Here is a 16,318-nt window from a genome sequence, read left to right on the forward strand (position 1 = left end):
AATAAGATCCCGCTAATTTCGCGGCTTGGAGGAAGTAAATGATTTAGTGGGAAATTAAATCGCTGCGGCAACGGAATAGTGAAACTTGCTATTGCGGAATAAATTATTCAATATAAAACCTCTGTCCAGACTGGCCAGCACATTATGAGGCGCCATTCGATGCTTAGTCTGTTGAAAATAAAAGGAATGTTAGACCAACTTTCTGCCAGCGAGCGTAAGTTGGCAGACTTTATTCTGGATAACTCCAACCTGTTACGCGACTATTCGTCACAGCAACTGGCGGATGCGGTTGGGATCAGCCAGTCCAGCGTGGTGAAATTTTGCCAGAAACTGGGTTATAAAGGCTACCCCGATCTAAAGCTGGCGATCACGGAAGCGGTGGTCACTGCCACCACCCTGCAACGGGAAGCACCGGAAAATAATGCTGAACTCAGTGGCTTGGCGCAGTTAGCTGAGCAACTGCAGCAGAGTTTATGGCAAGGCCTGCGCGGCTTGCTGACCATCAACCCGGAAAGCCGGCTACAGCAAGCGGCCAAGTTGCTACAACAAGCCCGGCAAATTCTGTTGGCTGGCAGTGCGCATTCCGCGGTAGTCGCGGCTGATATGCAAAGCCGCTTATTGGAGCTGGGTAAACTGGCGCTGTTTCACAGTGATCCGGCGGTCAGTTTACAATTGGCCCGCACCCTGCCCGAGGGCAGTATCGTACTGCTGATTTCTGATAGTGGTGAGAATGCAGATTTACTGCGGCTGGAGAAATATGCCAAACGCCGGCAATTGCAGATCATCTCCCTGACCCGTTTTCAAACCAGTGCGCAAAGTGCGGTGGCTGACGTGACCTTATTTACATTGGATACCGAAACCGACGAGCATTTGGCGCGGCTGGTCACCCAGCAAGCACAGCAGCATCTGTGTCATTTACTCTATTTGTTACTCTGCCAAAGCCCGAGTTACCGCCAGCATATTACTGAGCATAATAAGCTGCTGGCGTTGCTGGAAAAGAGTTAGTTTAACCACTCCAGGCCATCAATCGCAGTGACGCCCAGACCCGGCGCCTCTCCTATGGTGATATCCGGGCCGTTAAAGTTCACACTGCAATGCACCGGATTAAAGGCACAGAGCGAGGGCCCATCCAGGTCGACCTTAGTAATCACATCCGCTTTCGCCACCGCAACATGCACCGCAGCTGCGACACTGATACTGCTCTCCAGCATACAGCCGATCATGCACTGCATATCGTAGAAGGAGCAAATATCGGCGATCTTAATGGCGTTGGAAATACCACCGGTTTTCATCAGCTTAATATTGATGATATCGGCGGCCCGCATCTTGATAAGCTCAATCACCTCACGCGGGCCAAAGCTGCTTTCATCGGCCATCACCGGCGTATGAACCCGCTCGGTAATATATTTTAGTCCTTCCAGATCGTAGTATTTAACCGGTTGCTCCACCAGCTCTAACCGCACCCCGGCATCTTCCAGCTTATGCAGCGCATAAACGGCTTCTTTGGCAGTCCAGCCCTGATTGGCATCCAGCCGGATCAAAGCTTTGCCAGCCACTGCATTATAAATAGCTTTTACCCGCTCTATATCGACGCCGATATCCTTACCCACCTTAACTTTCAGGGTTTCAAAGCCATTGGCGACCGCATCCAGTGAATCCGCGACCATCTTATCGATATAATCGACACTGATGGTAATGTCAGTGGTCAGCCGCGGCACGCCGCCGCCGAGTACCTTATACAGTGGTGCCTGATAGGACTGCGCGAACAAGTCATACACCGCCATCTCAACCGCCGCCTTGGCGCTGTAGTTTTTCATAATACAGCCTTGGATCAGCCGGATAATATGATTCAAATCACTAATATCCTGCCCCAACAGCTTGGGTTTGATCACGGTGCGGATCGCTTCGATAATGGAGCCATGAATATCACCGGTGATCACCGCTGTTGCCGGCGCCTCACCATAGCCCAGATGGCCGGTATCGGTTTCTACCACCACCACCACATCTTCAATCTGATTCACTGTCCGCAATGCCGTTTTGAACGGCGTCTTAAGCGGCACCCGTAGCATGCCCAGCCGGATATCGGTAATTTTCATGCGCACCTCGGTTAACGCAGCGATTTAATATTATACAGCCGGTGCAGATAATTCTGTTCAGCTGTCAGATAAAGCGGAGTCAGCGGCGTTACAGCCACTCCGTTCAAGGTACCGCGATAAAAATGGCCATCCTGTTGGTAATAGGCCAGATCAAATACCGAATGCAGCACAAAGGGCTCACCGCCACTTTCGCCCAGATAGATCATCACATGGCCGGGGCGATACAACAAATCACCGACCTGTGCTGACTTTAGTAACGCCAATTTGTCCGCAACTGGTAAATCTTCCGCAAAACGCTGGTTTTGACCAAAATCACCATAGCCCTGTTCACCGGAATTGCGCGGCATCAGCAGACCAAAGGTTCGGAAAATATCGACCAGCAAGCCGGTGCAATCGACACTGTTATAGTCATAACCCCAACCATAACGCTGCCCGAGATACTTAAAGGCCTGGCGCAGCAGTTGCTCTGTGGTATAAGGCAGATAGCCCACCGACACGTCCTGGTTGCGCGCAATCAAAGCCGGCACCAACTCTAAGGCGCCATCTGCGCCCCGCATGGGTAGCTGCACAATATAGCTGGCATGCGGATTCTGACCATAAATACTGTGTCCCTGACTGGCGGCCGATAATAAAGGTAGCCGCACCCCCATATCCAACTGCAGTTCAGAGATAGCAGCCAGTTCAGGTGTAAAGTTAGTATGTGCTCTGGCGCCGGTGATCACCAGAAAGGGTTCAGCTGCGGCATAGGCTAATATCTGCTGTCGCTCGCCAATCGCCAGCGCTGAGCTTTCTACCCAGCCGGTATAATGATAGTTCTGTACCAGTGCCCATTGCTGGTCCGCGGTTTGATGTAACACAGCCAGCGGCTCACCGACAAAGACCGCTGTTTCCTGCAGGCGGTTTAAATCCAGCGCCATGGCGTCATTAAAGATCCGCAGGGTGGTTGGAAAAGCTAACAGCAGGCTGCGGCGGGTCACCAATGCAAAGCGGGTTGGATTGATGTCTTCGATGCCATCGCGGTTAAGCGCAGCTTGCAGTGGCAGCCAATCTGCTTCAACCAGCGCCCGGCCATTGGCAAAAAAACGCGCACTACCCGGAATACTGCTAACCTTATCCAATCGCTCGAGTAACTGCTGGCGGGAATGGCTAAGCGGTATTTCGGCGATGGGTTGCATTTCTGGCTGCACGGCAAAGGTGCGCTGATTAAAAGCCCGGATTTGTTGCGCGTCGAGCAGTAGTTGCTGAGCTGCTGGCAGTTTCGCCAGCCAGTAGTCTGCGCTCAGATGCTGTTGCTGTAGTAGCGGAATGTCAGACTGCCAGTCCGGGGTTTGGGCACGGCCACTACCCGGCAACAATAATGGCAGCATTATCAGCCAAAAACAGGTGCTTACAGCCAGTATTCTGTTCAACCCAGACTCCGTCGGAATGAAATATTCCTGAATTTGTTATTTTTTAGCATAAATTATTTTCAAAACCAACAAAAGATTGCTATGTTAATTTTGTGCAGAAAATCTACATCCCTGCACAGCGCCGCACGGCTAAGCAGCGTAACGATGAAATAATTATAAAGGGTGTAATATCCAGGAGAGATTGCAATGAAGTTGAACAGGCTCATTCAGTCCATTGCCCTTGCCGGCTTGGGCTCATCAGTCGTCATGGCGCAGGACACAGCAGTTCCGGACGCCGAGGATGCGAAAGTAGAACGGATCCGGGTTACCGGTTCCAGCATTAAGAGAACCAATATTGAAGGTTCGCTGCCGCTGACCGTCTTTAGCAAAGCGGAAATCGATGCTCAGGGTATTACCTCGGCAGAACAATTATTAATGCAACTGAATATCGCCGGTAACTCGTCAGACAACCTGGCCAGTAATGGCGGTATCGTCTCGGATGAACAACGCGGTAATAACGGTGTATCCGGTGCCAACCTGCGCGGTCAGGGTGCCGATGCCACCCTGGTACTGTTAAACGGCCGCCGGGTAGCAACGCACGGTTTAAAAGGCCGGGCAGTAGATTTGAACTCTATCCCCTTTGCCGCTCTGGAGCGGGTTGAAGTACTGCGTGATGGTGCTTCTGCGATGTACGGTACCGACGCCATCGGTGGTGTTATTAACTTTATCACCAAGAAAGATTATACCGGTGCTGAAGTTTCTGCCTTTGCCGATACCACCGAGGCCGGTGGCGGTAATATCTACCGTACTAACCTGTTGCTCGGTGCCGGTGATATCAATAAAGATGGCTGGAACGTGTTTGGTACTCTGAGTTACAAAAAAAATGAAACTCTGGAAGGTACCGATCGGGCTTTCTCCAATACCTTCCAGCCAGAACGTGGTTTATCACCCGACACCCGGGGTACCCCTTTTGCGACGGTGTTTAACCGGCCAGCGGCTGAACGCAACCTGATTGGCACTGGCTTACGCGATCCACGTGATGGCCTGAATATGATTGCCATTAACATTCTGGATTTACCAGGCGGTTTGGGTTGTGAACGCGGCGGCGATATGATGGGCCCTTATGATGAGCGGCTCTGGAGTTCAATTTCGTCACGCTATGCCTGTGCCTGGGACTATCCGGCTGCAGCGCGGATCCAACAGCCGATGGATAGTCTGGATTTTATCAGCCGGGCTTCCTTTAAGCTCAGCGATGATCATATGGCCTACTTTGAGTTTGTTGGCTCTAAAGTCGACGTCAGTAAGGCGTTTGAACCCAATCAAATCTCTCCGGGTGCCGTGTTTAACCGCAGTACCTGGTATCCGTCGACCGGTGAATCTTATGATTTAATCTACACGGCGCTGGCAAACTACTTTGGCACCAGCCAGCTAAACTATGGCGAACCTATCGCCTACCGCTGGCGCTGTATGGCGTGTGGACCACGGCAGATTGATACCGAAACCACATCCTACCGTGTTAATGCAGCATTCGAAGGTATTATCAGTGCCTTTGACTGGGATTATGCCGTCGGCTTATCCCGCGCCTCCAGTACCTCAAACTCGGTGCTGGCCAGCGGCTATCACTATACTGACGCTTTACAACAGGTACTGGGCAGCGGTTTAATCAACCCTTTCCTGTTGCCGGGACAACGCCAGTCTGATGCCGGTATGGCAGCCTTACAAGCCGCGTCTGCTGACGGTGTACGCTTATATGACGGTGAGTCGCTGATGACACAGCTGGATGCGACCTTTACCGGCGGTTTAGGTTTCGAACTACCGGGTGGTGAAATTCAGGCTGCGATCGGTGCCGACTTACGCCGCGAGGAGTTTAAGTTTAACGGTGACCAACGCTCACAAATGCGGCCGATCTTTAACGCGCCCTTTGATAACGCCAACGTGCTGGATAAAGTCAGCCGGGATATCAAGGCCGTGTTTGTCGAGTTCTATGTACCTCTGCTGGACAGTTTGGATATCAGCCTGGCCGGTCGTTACGACAAGTATGATGGCTTTGGTAGCACCACTAACCCGAAAGTCAGCTTTAACTATCGCCCGATAGAAGAAGTGATGATCCGCGGTGCTTTTAGTACCGGCTTTAAAGTGCCTTCCTTTAACCAGTTATTTAACGGTAATACCGAATCGCAGTATACCGGTTTAGATTTGGCTGATCCGGCAACCTGTCCGGGCGCCGTCGCCAGTGAGACGATTCCGGGTTGTGCCTCGATCCGGCCGGTAGAGATTTTTGGCGGTAAACCGGACCTGAAACCGGAAGAATCGGAGCAGAAGAGTTTCGGTGTGGTGGTTGCGCCCTTTGATAACTTTAACTTTAGCGTGGACTGGTGGGAAATTGAACGTACCGATACCATTCGCTCTGCACCACGGGATGTGCTGATCAACAACTACGAGGTATTCCAGTCAAACTGGATCCGGGATAGTAATGGCCAGATCGTCGCCATCGACCGCCGTTTTATTAACTCAGGCGGCACCCTGACCCGTGGTATTGAAATTGATGCTAACCTGACCGGTGATTTCGCTAATGGCAAATGGCGCCTGAACCTGAACGGAAGTTATATTGATACCTTTAAAACTAAAGGGCTGGAAATTCTGCCCTATAGCGATAACCTGGTTGGCGAGTATGTACGTTACTTTAACTTACCGATTAAGTGGAAACATACGCTGAATCTGAGCTATGTGAAAGGTGACTGGACCCATAACCTGACCCAGATCTACCGCGATGGCTACAAGGATGAGTTACCGGTTAGTGTGCGTAATGGTAGCTATATTCCAAGTGGCTGGAATCCAAATGTCAGTAGTTATACCACCTATAACTACAGCATGACCTACAGTGGTTTTGATAACCTGAGCTTTACCTTCGGTATCAAAAACCTGTTTGATCAGGACCCACCGTTCACCGCGCATCAGAACGACTTTGCTGCCGGTGCCGCCTGGGAACCGCGGATTGCTGATCCACGCGGTCGGGCCTATACCCTGTTGCTGGAATATAAATTTATGTAACGCAACCTCAACGAAAGGGCTGCTGCGGCAGCCCTTTTTTATCTGATCCTTAAAACGCAGTGAACAATCAGTTTTTAGTAGCGAATTTTTAGGGGTAGCATTTGTTGCCTGGCGTAACTTATTTTATAGTTTTTGAATATACCCTCTCAGAAGCATACAGGTGTTGAGTGGCCGCAGCTAAGATTAGTCCGAATCAGGTTCAGATAGGTTACTTTATTCAAATTCCACTGAGTTGGTTTAAACACCCTTTTATCTCCAATAAGTTCAAAGTTGAAACTATTGAACAAGTGGCGATTATCCGTAAGCTGGACACTGAGTTTGTCTATTTCTTTCCTGAAAAAAGCACTATCGTAGCGGCGAGCAAAAAAGCGACTGAACCGGAAGACAGTGTGTTGGAGCAACGCGCAGAGAACTACCGGTTGGATTTGGAACGGGATAAAGCCGAACGGGTAGAAAAAGCGAAAGAGCAACGGCGACAGATACAGCGCACTGAAAAAGCCTTTGAGCAATCGATGGTGCAGGTTCGTAACATCATGTCAAAAATCAACAGCAGGCCATTACAGGCGGTTGATGAAGCCAAAGAAATGATCTCGCAAATCGCTGATATTATCGTCAATGCCGACGCTTTGGTGTTGCATATGATTTCACAGGCAGGAAAAGAACAGGAAAGCCTTTATTATCATGTGCTGAACGTTGCTATGCTGTCGATGCTGCTGGCAAAAGATTTGAGCTTCACCTCAGATCAAATCAAACTGATCGGTTTAGGTGGCTTGTTTCATGATTTGGGCAAACTGAAAGTACCGACCCAGATCCTGCGCAAAGCAGAAAAACTTAATTCCGCAGAAGCCAATTTTCTTAAGCTGCACCCCAAATACGGTGTGGATTTGTTGCAGTTAACAGAGTCTTTCCCCGAAGACGCAATTGCTATTATTGCGCAGCATCACGAACTGCTCGACGGCAGTGGTTATCCGGCAGGTCTAAAAGCAGATAAGATTGATAAGTTAGCCAAGATCGTTGCTGTGGTTAATGAATTTGATAACCTGTGCCACCCGCTGGATCCCAGTAAAGCACGCTCGCCGCATCATGCGATGTCTTTTATGTTTAAAAGCATGAAAGGCAAACTAGATGCTACTTATATGGCTCAGCTGATTAAAATGATGGGGATTTACCCTCCAGGTACCATTATTCAGTTAAGCGATGAACGTATTGGTCTGGTGATTTCGGTTAACAGTGACAAGATACTCTACCCCAATGTCCTGATTTATGACTCGCAGATCCCAAGACTGGAAGCGCCGGTTATTACCTTGGAAGAGGGTAAGCTTGCAGTGCAAAAAGTATTAAAACCAACATCAATACCGGCTGAAGTGATGGCTTACCTTAACCCACGGGCGCAAATCAGTTATTACGTACAAAGCGATAAAGGCTAGTGCCGTAACGCTTTTACAAGTTACTGCACTGCCAGAAGAAGTTGGAGTCAGCCGGTAAGCCGGGTTCTGTGCTCTGTTGCCAGAGTGGCAATCATTCCTCTAGGACTTAGGTCACCCTAAGCCTCCAGCAATCTACCCGCCCCCAACGCGGGCCGCGCCATAGGGGGCCTATTTGATCTTGCTCCGGGTGGAGTTTACCGTGCCACGAACTGTTACCAGTCGCGCGGTGCGCTCTTACCGCACCCTTTCACCCTTACCTGATCCCAACTGTAAACAGCTGGGCCATCGGCGGTTTGCTCTCTGTTGCACTGGTCGTAGGCTCGCGCCTCCCAGGCGTTACCTGGCACCCTGCCCTGTGGAGCCCGGACTTTCCTCCCCTTGCTTGCGCAAGCAGCGATTGCCCTGGCCGACTCCGTGGTGGATTATACGCGAGAATCGCGTTAAGGGCTAACGCTAATCTGTTTGCCAACTCAGCGCCAACTGATAGAGCGCATTTTTCTTTTCGTTATGAATTTGTGCCGCCAGCGCGGCTGCCTGCTTCAGCGGCAACTCAGCGAGCAGGATTTTTAGCGTACGTTGCACTTCCTCACTGACCGCCTCATCGGCTTTCGCTGGTGCCGGTGCAATCATCAGCACCATTTCGCCCTGGCAGCGCTGCGGATCCTCCGTCAGCCAGCTACTGATCTCTGCTGCAGTGCCACAAGCAAAATGCTCAAAGGTTTTTGTTAGTTCTTTTGCCAGCACCAGTTGACGCTCGGCCCCGAACACCGCGACCACATCTTGCAGCGTATCCAGAATACGTCGCGCTGTGTCATAACAAATAATGGTGCCACCGGCGGCGGGTACCTCGGCTAACTGGTTTTGCCGTTGTGTCGATTTTGCTGCTAAAAAGCCGATAAACTGAAACTTATCGGTAGGCAGGCCGGCAGCGCAGAGTGCGGTGATAAGTGCACAAGGCCCGGGGATAGGTACTACCGGCACACCGGCATCCCGACACTGCCGTACCAGACTGTAGCCCGGGTCGCTGATCAGCGGTGTACCTGCATCGGAAATCAGTGCCACCTCTTCACCCGCCAGGCATTTTTCAATAATGCTGGCGGCGCGCTGTTTCTCGTTATGGTCATGCAAGGCGAATAAACGGTTGCTAATTCCCAGATGCTGTAACAGCTTACCACTGTGGCGGGTATCTTCAGCGGCGATACAGCTAACCTGCTGTAAGGTGCGGATTGCGCGTTGGCTGATATCGTCCAGATTGCCGATTGGCGTGGCTACAACATAAAGTGAGCCGATTTGTTTAGTCATAAGTCGCTATTTCATTGAGCTTAACGGGTAGTGTCAGTAAGATACCACTATTAACACCTTATGGTACTGTGCATTGTGAAAACCAGCAAACTGAAGCCTGTATTCCTGTTGTCCTGCGCCACACTTTTAAGCAGCTGCGCGCAAACACCGGCCCCATCTGAACTGGAAGTCAGCGCTGTCGAGCGTCCGCAAGTTGTCGCACCGACTAAGCCTGCCCCCTCGGTAACGCCGAGTGCAGATAGCGCCGAGTCGCTATTGCAGCAAGCAGCCAGCGAAAGCGGCGAACGGCAGCAACGCCTACTGCTACGTGCCTCACGCCAGGCCCTGGCAGAGCAAAATGCCGAACTGGCACTGGCCATCAGCGATAGCCTGCAGCTGAGCGAAACAACCGCTATCCGCTCGGCGAATCAATTACCATTATTGCAAGCCTATCTGGCACATAGCGAACTGAGTCTGGCTGAACGTTTAGTCCAGAATACCAATCCGGCTCAGCTGCCGCTGGCAGATCGGCCGGCATTTTTGTGGGCCAGCGCCAGCCTGTATCAGCAATTGGGCCGTAGCTATGCTGCTGCCCGTGCCTTACTGCAATTGGATCAACTGCTAGCCGACAGCCGCCAGGCTGAACCCGGTTATCCGGAGTTACAGGCGCAACTCTGGCAGCAGCTCAGTAATCTGGATAATACCGAGCTGAACAACCTGAAAGTAGGCGCCAGTCAACGCAGTCTCGGCTGGCTGAATTTGCTGGAGCTGGTACGCAACTACCTGGGAGCGCCGCAGCAACTGCAATTTGCACTGGCCGATTGGCAGCAGCGCTATCCGCAGCTGCCGTCACTGCGCGAGCTACCGGCGAATTTACAACAGCAACTGGCGTTAGAGCCCTATCAACCGCGCAAGATTGCGGTATTACTGCCTTTTAGCGGCCAGTTCAGTCAGCCGGCCCGGGCCATTCAATATGGCTTGTTAGCCGCTGCGGCTCAGAACCAGACCTCTGAGCGCCAATTACTGTTTTTTGATAGCCAGCAACCGATGGCAGCGCTGCAGCAACAACTTGCCACTGCGGGTGTCGATTTTGTCATAGGGCCACTATTGCGGGATCAGGTTGATGCCATCAGCCAACTACAGGACTGGCGTTACCCGACGCTGTTTTTGAACAGCCGCGACAGCAGCCGGCAGCCTCAGGCTGATCGTTTTTACTTTGCGCTGAATATGGAAGATGAAGCCTCACAGATGGCACAGCTATTCGCCCGTAAAAATTATCAACGGCCAGTTGTGATCAGTGCCCGCAACGCCATTAGCCAGCGTATGCTGCAGCAGTTTAGCCGGCAGTGGCAACAACTTGGCTTTGCGGCACCGGAAAATTACGAATTTACTGCCCGTGACGAGCTGGAAGCGCTGGTCACCCGGCTGTTAGAAACCGACGCCAGCCGCGAGCGTATTCGTCAGATCTCAGGCCTGATCAGCGGCAAGGTCGAAAGCGAACCGCACAGCCGGCGCGATATTGACGCCATTTATCTGATTGCCGATCCGGTACAAACCCGGATGTTTAAACCCTTTCTGGACGTCTCCGTCAGCCAGCATGGCCCACGCTTACCGATTTACGCCAGCTCCCGCAGCTATACCGTTGGCGGTGATGCCAATGATCTGCGTGATTTAAATGGCCTGACCTTTACTGAAACGCCCTGGTTACTGGGTGAGCAACATATTCTGGCGGTACGCGAGCAGTACCTGCAGCTATTTCCGGAGCAGGATGAAAGCCTGCAACGCTTATTTGCGATGGGCTTTGACGCCTACCAGCTGGTGGGCAGCCTGAAACAGCAACAGCAATTACCGTCTTTAAGCTTCCCCGGCTTTACCGGCCGCCTCAGCGTGCTGAGTGACGGCAGCATCAGCCGGCAACTCAGCTGGGCCAGCTACCAAAGCAACCGTCTGGTTGCGGTGCAGGAGCCTTAAACACCTTGAATCAGCAGCAGGGAGCCTACTACGAGCAACTGGCCGCCAGTTACCTGCAACAGCAGGGGTTACAACTGGTGGCACAGAACTTTCAGTGCAAAGCCGGCGAAATTGACCTGGTGATGCGGCAAGGCTCCTGCTGGGTCTTTGTTGAAGTAAAATACCGGGCCAGCCAAGCCTTTGGTGGCGCCCTGGCAGCCGTAACCTATAGCAAACAACAAAAGGTCCGCCGTGCGGTACAGTGGTATTGTCAATTACACCGTTTAAGTGAACAACCTTGCCGGATCGATGTCTTAGCCGTGCAAGGCCCGGCGCCATACCAATACCAGTGGCTGCAAAATGCCTTTAGTTAACAGGAATCAGGATGCAGGAACATATCAGACATCTGTTTAGTGAAAATATCCAAACCATGATTGCCACCAGCGAGGCGCTGGCCGGCCCGATTGAAAGCAGTGCTTTACTGTTGGTGGACGCTCTGATTAATGGCGGCAAGGTAATTTGCTGTGGCGAGGGTGCCTCCCGCAGCCTGGCCAGCCATTTCGCCCAATTATTGTTAGATCAGTTTGAAACCGAACGCCCTTGCCTGCCGGCCTTTGCCTTGCAGGCGGATGCATCCAGCTTGCAACCGGGTAACCAGCAAAACCATGATTATCTGGCGCGTCAGGTGCGCGCCCTGGGGCAAGCGGCGGATGTGTTGGTGGTGATTTCACTCAACGGCGCTGAGCAAAGCCTGATCCGGGCTACCGAAGCAGCCTTAACCAAAGATATGAAAGTGATCGCGCTGACCGTGGATAACAGCAGCGAGTTATCCGGTTTGCTTAATCAGCAGGATGTGGAATTAAAGGTGCCGGCGCATCGCCCGGCGCGGGTAGTGGAGTGTTACACCTTCCTGTTACATTGTGTCTGCGAATTAATTGATATGACGCTGTTTCCACAGCAAGGAGAGTTCTGATGGCTAAATTATTACCGTTACTGGCTGCATTGTTAGTACTACAAGGCTGTGCTGCTGCCGTTGTTGCCGGAGGCGCTACTGCGGTGACCTCAGCCCATGACAGACGCACCCTGGGTTCACAGATTGACGATAATAGCATAGTGATTAAGGCGCGCCGGGCGCTGAGTGACGATCAGCTGACCGCCAAAGGCAGCAATATTAATATCACCAGCTATAACGGCGTGGTATTGCTTACCGGGCAGACCCGCAGCGAACAAATTAAAGAGCAGGCGCAGCGTCTGGTGCAGGATATTCCGAGCGTAAAGGTGGTGCATAACCAAATCCGGCTGGGCAACAATACCTCCATGACCACCCGCACCCGCGATAGCTGGATTGCGACTAAGGTAAAAACACAGTTGCTGGCAGATGAGCGGGTCAGCGGCCTGAATATTCGCGTGGTCACCGAAAACCAGGAAGTGTTTCTGATGGGGTTAGTTGGTGGCGCTGAGGCCGATCGCGCTGTGGATATTGCCCGTAATGTCGAAGGTGTAGTGCGGGTAATTAAAGCCTTTGAAAACCCGTAACATAACTTAACACACCCGGCGGCTCTATCACGCAGCCGGGTACTGTGCTAACGCCCTGCTCGTTTCACGCTCGAAACACCATCAGACGAACAAAATCCAACCTGCCAGGATTAACACTCCTGCAAGGCTTTTAGGATCTTGGAATGAAACTCGCGGTGTTTCAGGATCAGCAGCACCAGCACCGTAACCACCATAAACAAAGCGGCATCAATAAACCAGGTCAGGGCCGCGAGCGAAAAATAAATCGCTCTTAAACCATAGTTAAAAGAGTGTCCGGCCTGATCAATCACCTTAGCAGTGCGGTTGGCATAGAGCTGTTGCTCTTCCGGCGTCAGGGCTTTACCATCCGGCGCGGCACCAATCAGCACGCCGCCAAAACCATACTGCCGTAACGACCAGGTAAACTGGAAAAAAGCAAACACATAAATAAAGGCCAATAACAGGATTTTCAGCTGGATTTGCATTTCCGACTGCACACTCCACGGGATCAGGCCGCTGAGCATGGTACTGAGTCGCTCACTGGAAGTCAGCACTGTCAGTAAACCCGCCAGGATCAGCAAACAGCTGGAGGCAAAAAAGGACACATTGCGCTCCAGAGTAGAGATCAAGCCGACATCGGCCATCTTATTATCCCGGCGCAGCATCTGCTGCATCCAGTCATTGCGTTTGCGGCGCATTTCAAATGATAAACAGGTCGCCGTTTTCGCTCTTTTCTTGGCATACAGCGTATAACCAGACCAAACTACACTGAACCAGAGCACCGCTATTATATCTAGCCAACTCAGCATCTTTGCCTCTCTATCACTAACACCTGAGCGCTATTGTAGCACTTTAGCCGACCAGATAGGTGCCGGTACCGAGCGCAATATGCAAGCCTTGCTCGTTATGCAGCTCCATGCGGCATACTGCGACCTTGTTACCGGCCCGGATCACCCGCGCCGTGGCAATAAACTCGTCACCACGACCGGGCCGCAGATAGTCGGTACGAATATCAATGGTACTCATCTTACCAAAGCGCTCTGCCAGCTCAGCCGGCGCCACGCTGCTAACCCGTCCCAGGGCACTGGCAACGGCCATTAAGCCGCCGGCCACATCCAGTACCGAGGCAATCACGCCGCCATGCAGAATTTGCTGTAACGGGTTACCGACCAGCTGCGCTGACCAACGGAAACGCACTTCAGCCCCCTCCTCATCAAAGCGGGTAACCGTTAGGCCCAGTAGTTTGTTAAACGGCATTTCGTTAAAGGCGACAGCGATATAGTTAAGTAGTTGTTCCGGCGTCATTTTCAGCTCAGTGGTAAGACCTTTTCTGCCAGTGTAGCGGCAAAGGTGGCCGCTGCAAAGCCAATGCCGCTGTAAAACTCAGGCTTTTCTGCATACAATAGGCGTTTTTTCTGAGGTGGATTTCGGGTGTCAGAACAACTGCTGGCAGTATTAAAGCAAAGCTTCGGTTACAGCAGCTGGCGTAGCGGTCAGCAGGAGATTATCTCGGCTGTGCTGCAGGGCCGGGATTGCTTTGTGTTATTGCCCACCGGCGGCGGTAAGTCACTCTGTTATCAGTTGCCTGCTCTGCAATTGCCCGGCGTAACCCTGGTCGTATCGCCGCTGATGTCGCTGATGAAAGATCAGGTCGATAGCCTGCGCGCCAACGGTATTGCCGCAGCCTATGTCAACAGCAGTCTGAGCCGGGAAGCGGTATTGGACGTGCTGAATCAGCTGCGTTATGGCGAACTGAAACTGCTGTATGTCGCACCCGAGCGTTTGCTGCAACCGAGCTTTCTGGAGCGCTTGCAGGAGGTTGGCGTCAGCCTGTTTGCCATTGACGAGGCCCACTGTATCTCGCAGTGGGGCCATGATTTCCGGCCCGACTATATGGCCTTGTCGCAGCTGAAACAACGCTTTCCCGGTGTGCCCTTTATTGCTCTGACCGCTACCGCCGATCCGGCGACTCAGCAGGATATTCTGCAGCAACTGGGGTTAAGCAACCCTTATATTCATCGTGGTAGCTTTGACCGGCCGAATATCCGCTATACGGTACAGGAAAAATTCCGCCCGCTGGAACAACTATTGGCTTACCTGAAGCAACAGGAAAATCAGAGCGGTATTATTTACTGTAGCTCCCGGCGTAAAGTCGATGAACTGACCGCGCAACTGCAGGAACGGGGTTATAAAGTCGCGGCCTACCACGCCGGCCATGACTCAACCGAACGGCAACGGGTGCAGGATGCCTTCAAGCGTGACGATATCAACCTGATTGTCGCCACCGTGGCCTTTGGCATGGGGGTCGATAAGCCGAATATCCGTTTTGTGGTGCATTTTGAATTGCCACGCACCATTGAAGCCTATTATCAGGAAACGGGCCGCGCCGGTCGGGATGGTGTGGCGGCAGAGGCCGTGCTGCTGTTTGATCCGGCAGATATCGGCCGGATGAAGCGCTGGCTGGAAGCTGAAGAAAACCCGGGCCGGGCCGAAGTGGTATGGCAGCGCTTTTTATCGATGGCCGCCTTTGCAGAAGCGCAAACCTGTCGCCGGCTGGTACTGCTGAATTACTTTGGTGAAGCGCGGCAACAGGCCTGCGGCAACTGCGATATCTGCCTTAACCCACCACAACAATTTGATGGCACCGAGCTGGCCCAACAAGCGCTGTCCTGCGTGTACCGGGTTGATCAGAATTTCGGTTTACATCATGTGATTGAGGTACTGCGCGGTGGCCAGACGCAGAAAATTCTCGATTTTGGTCACGACAAGGTCTCGACCTGGGGCCTCGGCAAAGCACTGAGTCACGATTATTGGCTGAGTATCTTCCGTCAGCTGATCCATTTTGGCTTATTACAACAGGATATCAGCCATCATTCGGTACTGCGGCTATTACCGGCAGCGAGGCCGGTGCTGCGCGGTGAGCAACAGTTATCTCTGGCAGTACCCAGGCTACAAAGCGTGGCGAAGGCCCCGGCGAAACTGGCCAATCAAAATTATGACCGTCAGCTGTTTGCCCGGCTCAGGGCGCTGCGCAAAAGGATCGCTGAGCGCGATGATGTGCCGCCCTTTGTGGTATTCAGCGACGCCACCCTGATTGATATGTGCCAGAAATTGCCGACTGATAATGCCGGTATGCTGGCGGTAAGCGGCGTTGGCTATACCAAGCTTGGCCGCTACGGCGCCGACTTTCTGACCGAAATTAACGACTACTTAGCCGCCGAATTGCCTGCAGGTGGTAAGCTGGCATAGAAGGCGGCCAGATCGGCGATATCCTGCTCTGACAGTCCGCTTGCCATCGGTGACATCACCGCATGGCGGCGCTCGCCGTCGCGGTAGGCTTTAATCGCCAGCTGCAGATATTTCGCTTTCTGCCCGGCCAGATTCGGGTACTCGGCAATCACCGCTATACCATCAGCGCCATGACAGGCGACACAGACCGCGGCCTTTTGCCGGCCCTGTTCAATATCCGCCGCCAACGCGGGCCAGATTAAGGCCAGCAACAGTAATAGAACATGCTTGTACATTAGGATCCCTCTGTTTATTATCGTTATCGTCCTATTAATCCGCAAACTGGCCTGCTGCTCAAGCCATCTGCACGTCTATTCCGGAG

At 52.4% G+C, this 16,318-nt stretch carries 14 protein-coding genes and 1 other RNA gene; 8 read left to right on the forward strand and 7 right to left on the reverse strand.

Annotated elements, in window-relative coordinates; translation table 11 throughout:
• The first annotated feature begins 159 nt into the window (after positions 1-159).
• Positions 160-1,005, forward strand: coding sequence for a MurR/RpiR family transcriptional regulator (locus H1D31_RS14895; RefSeq protein WP_008606713.1), 846 nt, complete (start codon positions 160-162; stop codon positions 1,003-1,005).
• On the opposite strand, the gene H1D31_RS14900 is transcribed toward H1D31_RS14895, so the two are convergent.
• The gene (locus H1D31_RS14900; protein ID WP_261259600.1) at positions 1,002-2,096 is read right to left on the reverse strand and encodes a dipeptide epimerase; all 1,095 of its coding nucleotides are present in this window, start codon (positions 2,094-2,096) and stop codon (positions 1,002-1,004) included. The genes H1D31_RS14895 and H1D31_RS14900 overlap by 4 nt on opposite strands.
• Before the next feature lie 11 nt (positions 2,097-2,107).
• A complete protein-coding gene (locus H1D31_RS14905) occupies positions 2,108-3,463 on the reverse strand; it encodes an SH3 domain-containing protein (RefSeq protein ID WP_261259602.1) in 1,356 nt (451 codons plus the stop codon).
• Positions 3,464-3,691: 228 nt separating this feature from the next.
• On the opposite strand from H1D31_RS14905, the gene H1D31_RS14910 reads away from it, so the two are divergent.
• Together H1D31_RS14910 and H1D31_RS14915 are read left to right on the forward strand one after the other, a co-directional pair.
• Complete coding sequence (locus tag H1D31_RS14910; protein WP_261259603.1) at positions 3,692-6,535, forward strand: TonB-dependent receptor; 2,844 nt, start codon at positions 3,692-3,694, stop codon at positions 6,533-6,535.
• Positions 6,536-6,702: 167 nt separating this feature from the next.
• On the forward strand, positions 6,703-7,962 hold the full coding sequence (locus H1D31_RS14915) for an HD-GYP domain-containing protein (RefSeq protein WP_261259605.1): 1,260 nt from the start codon (positions 6,703-6,705) through the stop codon (positions 7,960-7,962).
• 39 nt (positions 7,963-8,001) lie between these two features.
• On the opposite strand, the gene rnpB is transcribed toward H1D31_RS14915, so the two are convergent.
• Together rnpB and rsmI are read right to left on the reverse strand one after the other, a co-directional pair.
• Positions 8,002-8,376: RNase P RNA component class A (gene rnpB / locus H1D31_RS14920), an RNA gene on the reverse strand.
• A gap of 39 nt (positions 8,377-8,415) precedes the next feature.
• Positions 8,416-9,264 carry a 16S rRNA (cytidine(1402)-2'-O)-methyltransferase gene (gene rsmI, locus H1D31_RS14925; RefSeq protein WP_261259606.1) on the reverse strand — a complete coding sequence of 283 codons (849 nt, stop codon included), beginning with the start codon at positions 9,262-9,264 and terminating at the stop codon, positions 8,416-8,418.
• 75 nt (positions 9,265-9,339) lie between these two features.
• On the opposite strand from rsmI, the gene H1D31_RS14930 reads away from it, so the two are divergent.
• From H1D31_RS14930 to dolP, 4 genes are read left to right on the forward strand one after another with little or no spacing between them, the layout of a single operon-like run.
• On the forward strand, positions 9,340-11,214 hold the full coding sequence (locus H1D31_RS14930) for a penicillin-binding protein activator (protein ID WP_261259607.1): 1,875 nt from the start codon (positions 9,340-9,342) through the stop codon (positions 11,212-11,214).
• A gap of 5 nt (positions 11,215-11,219) precedes the next feature.
• On the forward strand, positions 11,220-11,567 hold the full coding sequence (locus tag H1D31_RS14935) for a YraN family protein (protein WP_261259608.1): 348 nt from the start codon (positions 11,220-11,222) through the stop codon (positions 11,565-11,567).
• A gap of 11 nt (positions 11,568-11,578) precedes the next feature.
• Positions 11,579-12,166 carry an SIS domain-containing protein gene (locus tag H1D31_RS14940; RefSeq protein WP_008606700.1) on the forward strand — a complete coding sequence of 196 codons (588 nt, stop codon included), beginning with the start codon at positions 11,579-11,581 and terminating at the stop codon, positions 12,164-12,166.
• Positions 12,166-12,729, forward strand: coding sequence for a division/outer membrane stress-associated lipid-binding lipoprotein (gene dolP, locus H1D31_RS14945; protein ID WP_008606699.1), 564 nt, complete (start codon positions 12,166-12,168; stop codon positions 12,727-12,729). The genes H1D31_RS14940 and dolP overlap by 1 nt, the downstream gene beginning before the upstream one ends.
• Positions 12,730-12,839: 110 nt before the next feature.
• Here dolP and H1D31_RS14950 read toward each other — a convergent pair whose 3' ends face one another.
• Together H1D31_RS14950 and H1D31_RS14955 are read right to left on the reverse strand one after the other, a co-directional pair.
• On the reverse strand, positions 12,840-13,517 hold the full coding sequence (locus H1D31_RS14950; RefSeq protein WP_008606698.1) for a DUF599 domain-containing protein: 678 nt from the start codon (positions 13,515-13,517) through the stop codon (positions 12,840-12,842).
• 43 nt (positions 13,518-13,560) lie between these two features.
• Entirely contained in the window at positions 13,561-14,013 is a 453-nt protein-coding gene (locus tag H1D31_RS14955) for a thioesterase family protein (RefSeq protein ID WP_261259609.1), read from the reverse strand.
• Between the two features lie 126 nt (positions 14,014-14,139).
• Here H1D31_RS14955 and recQ point away from each other — a divergent pair, with 126 nt between their 5' ends.
• Positions 14,140-15,957 carry a DNA helicase RecQ gene (recQ, locus tag H1D31_RS14960; RefSeq protein WP_261259610.1) on the forward strand — a complete coding sequence of 606 codons (1,818 nt, stop codon included), beginning with the start codon at positions 14,140-14,142 and terminating at the stop codon, positions 15,955-15,957.
• Here the strand turns inward: recQ and H1D31_RS14965 are convergent.
• Positions 15,915-16,232, reverse strand: a complete 318-nt coding sequence (locus tag H1D31_RS14965) for a c-type cytochrome (RefSeq protein WP_261259611.1) — start codon at positions 16,230-16,232, stop codon at positions 15,915-15,917. The two genes, recQ and H1D31_RS14965, sit on opposite strands and share 43 nt — an antisense overlap.
• Positions 16,233-16,318 lie beyond the last annotated feature (86 nt).

The sequence above is a fragment of the Alishewanella sp. BS5-314 genome (assembly GCF_025377695.1).
GTDB lineage: Bacteria > Pseudomonadota > Gammaproteobacteria > Enterobacterales > Alteromonadaceae > Alishewanella > Alishewanella aestuarii.

Coding starts and splice junctions, on each gene's coding strand:
- H1D31_RS14895 (WP_008606713.1), top strand. CDS start 160: ATGCTTAGTCTGTTGAAAATAAAAGGAATGTTAGACCAACTTTCTGCC.
- H1D31_RS14900 (WP_261259600.1), bottom strand. CDS start 2,096: ATGAAAATTACCGATATCCGGCTGGGCATGCTACGGGTGCCGCTTAAG.
- H1D31_RS14905 (WP_261259602.1), bottom strand. CDS start 3,463: ATGCTGCCATTATTGTTGCCGGGTAGTGGCCGTGCCCAAACCCCGGAC.
- H1D31_RS14910 (WP_261259603.1), top strand. CDS start 3,692: ATGAAGTTGAACAGGCTCATTCAGTCCATTGCCCTTGCCGGCTTGGGC.
- rsmI (WP_261259606.1), bottom strand. CDS start 9,264: ATGACTAAACAAATCGGCTCACTTTATGTTGTAGCCACGCCAATCGGC.
- H1D31_RS14940 (WP_008606700.1), top strand. CDS start 11,579: ATGCAGGAACATATCAGACATCTGTTTAGTGAAAATATCCAAACCATG.
- dolP (WP_008606699.1), top strand. CDS start 12,166: ATGGCTAAATTATTACCGTTACTGGCTGCATTGTTAGTACTACAAGGC.
- H1D31_RS14950 (WP_008606698.1), bottom strand. CDS start 13,517: ATGCTGAGTTGGCTAGATATAATAGCGGTGCTCTGGTTCAGTGTAGTT.
- H1D31_RS14955 (WP_261259609.1), bottom strand. CDS start 14,013: ATGACGCCGGAACAACTACTTAACTATATCGCTGTCGCCTTTAACGAA.
- H1D31_RS14965 (WP_261259611.1), bottom strand. CDS start 16,232: ATGTACAAGCATGTTCTATTACTGTTGCTGGCCTTAATCTGGCCCGCG.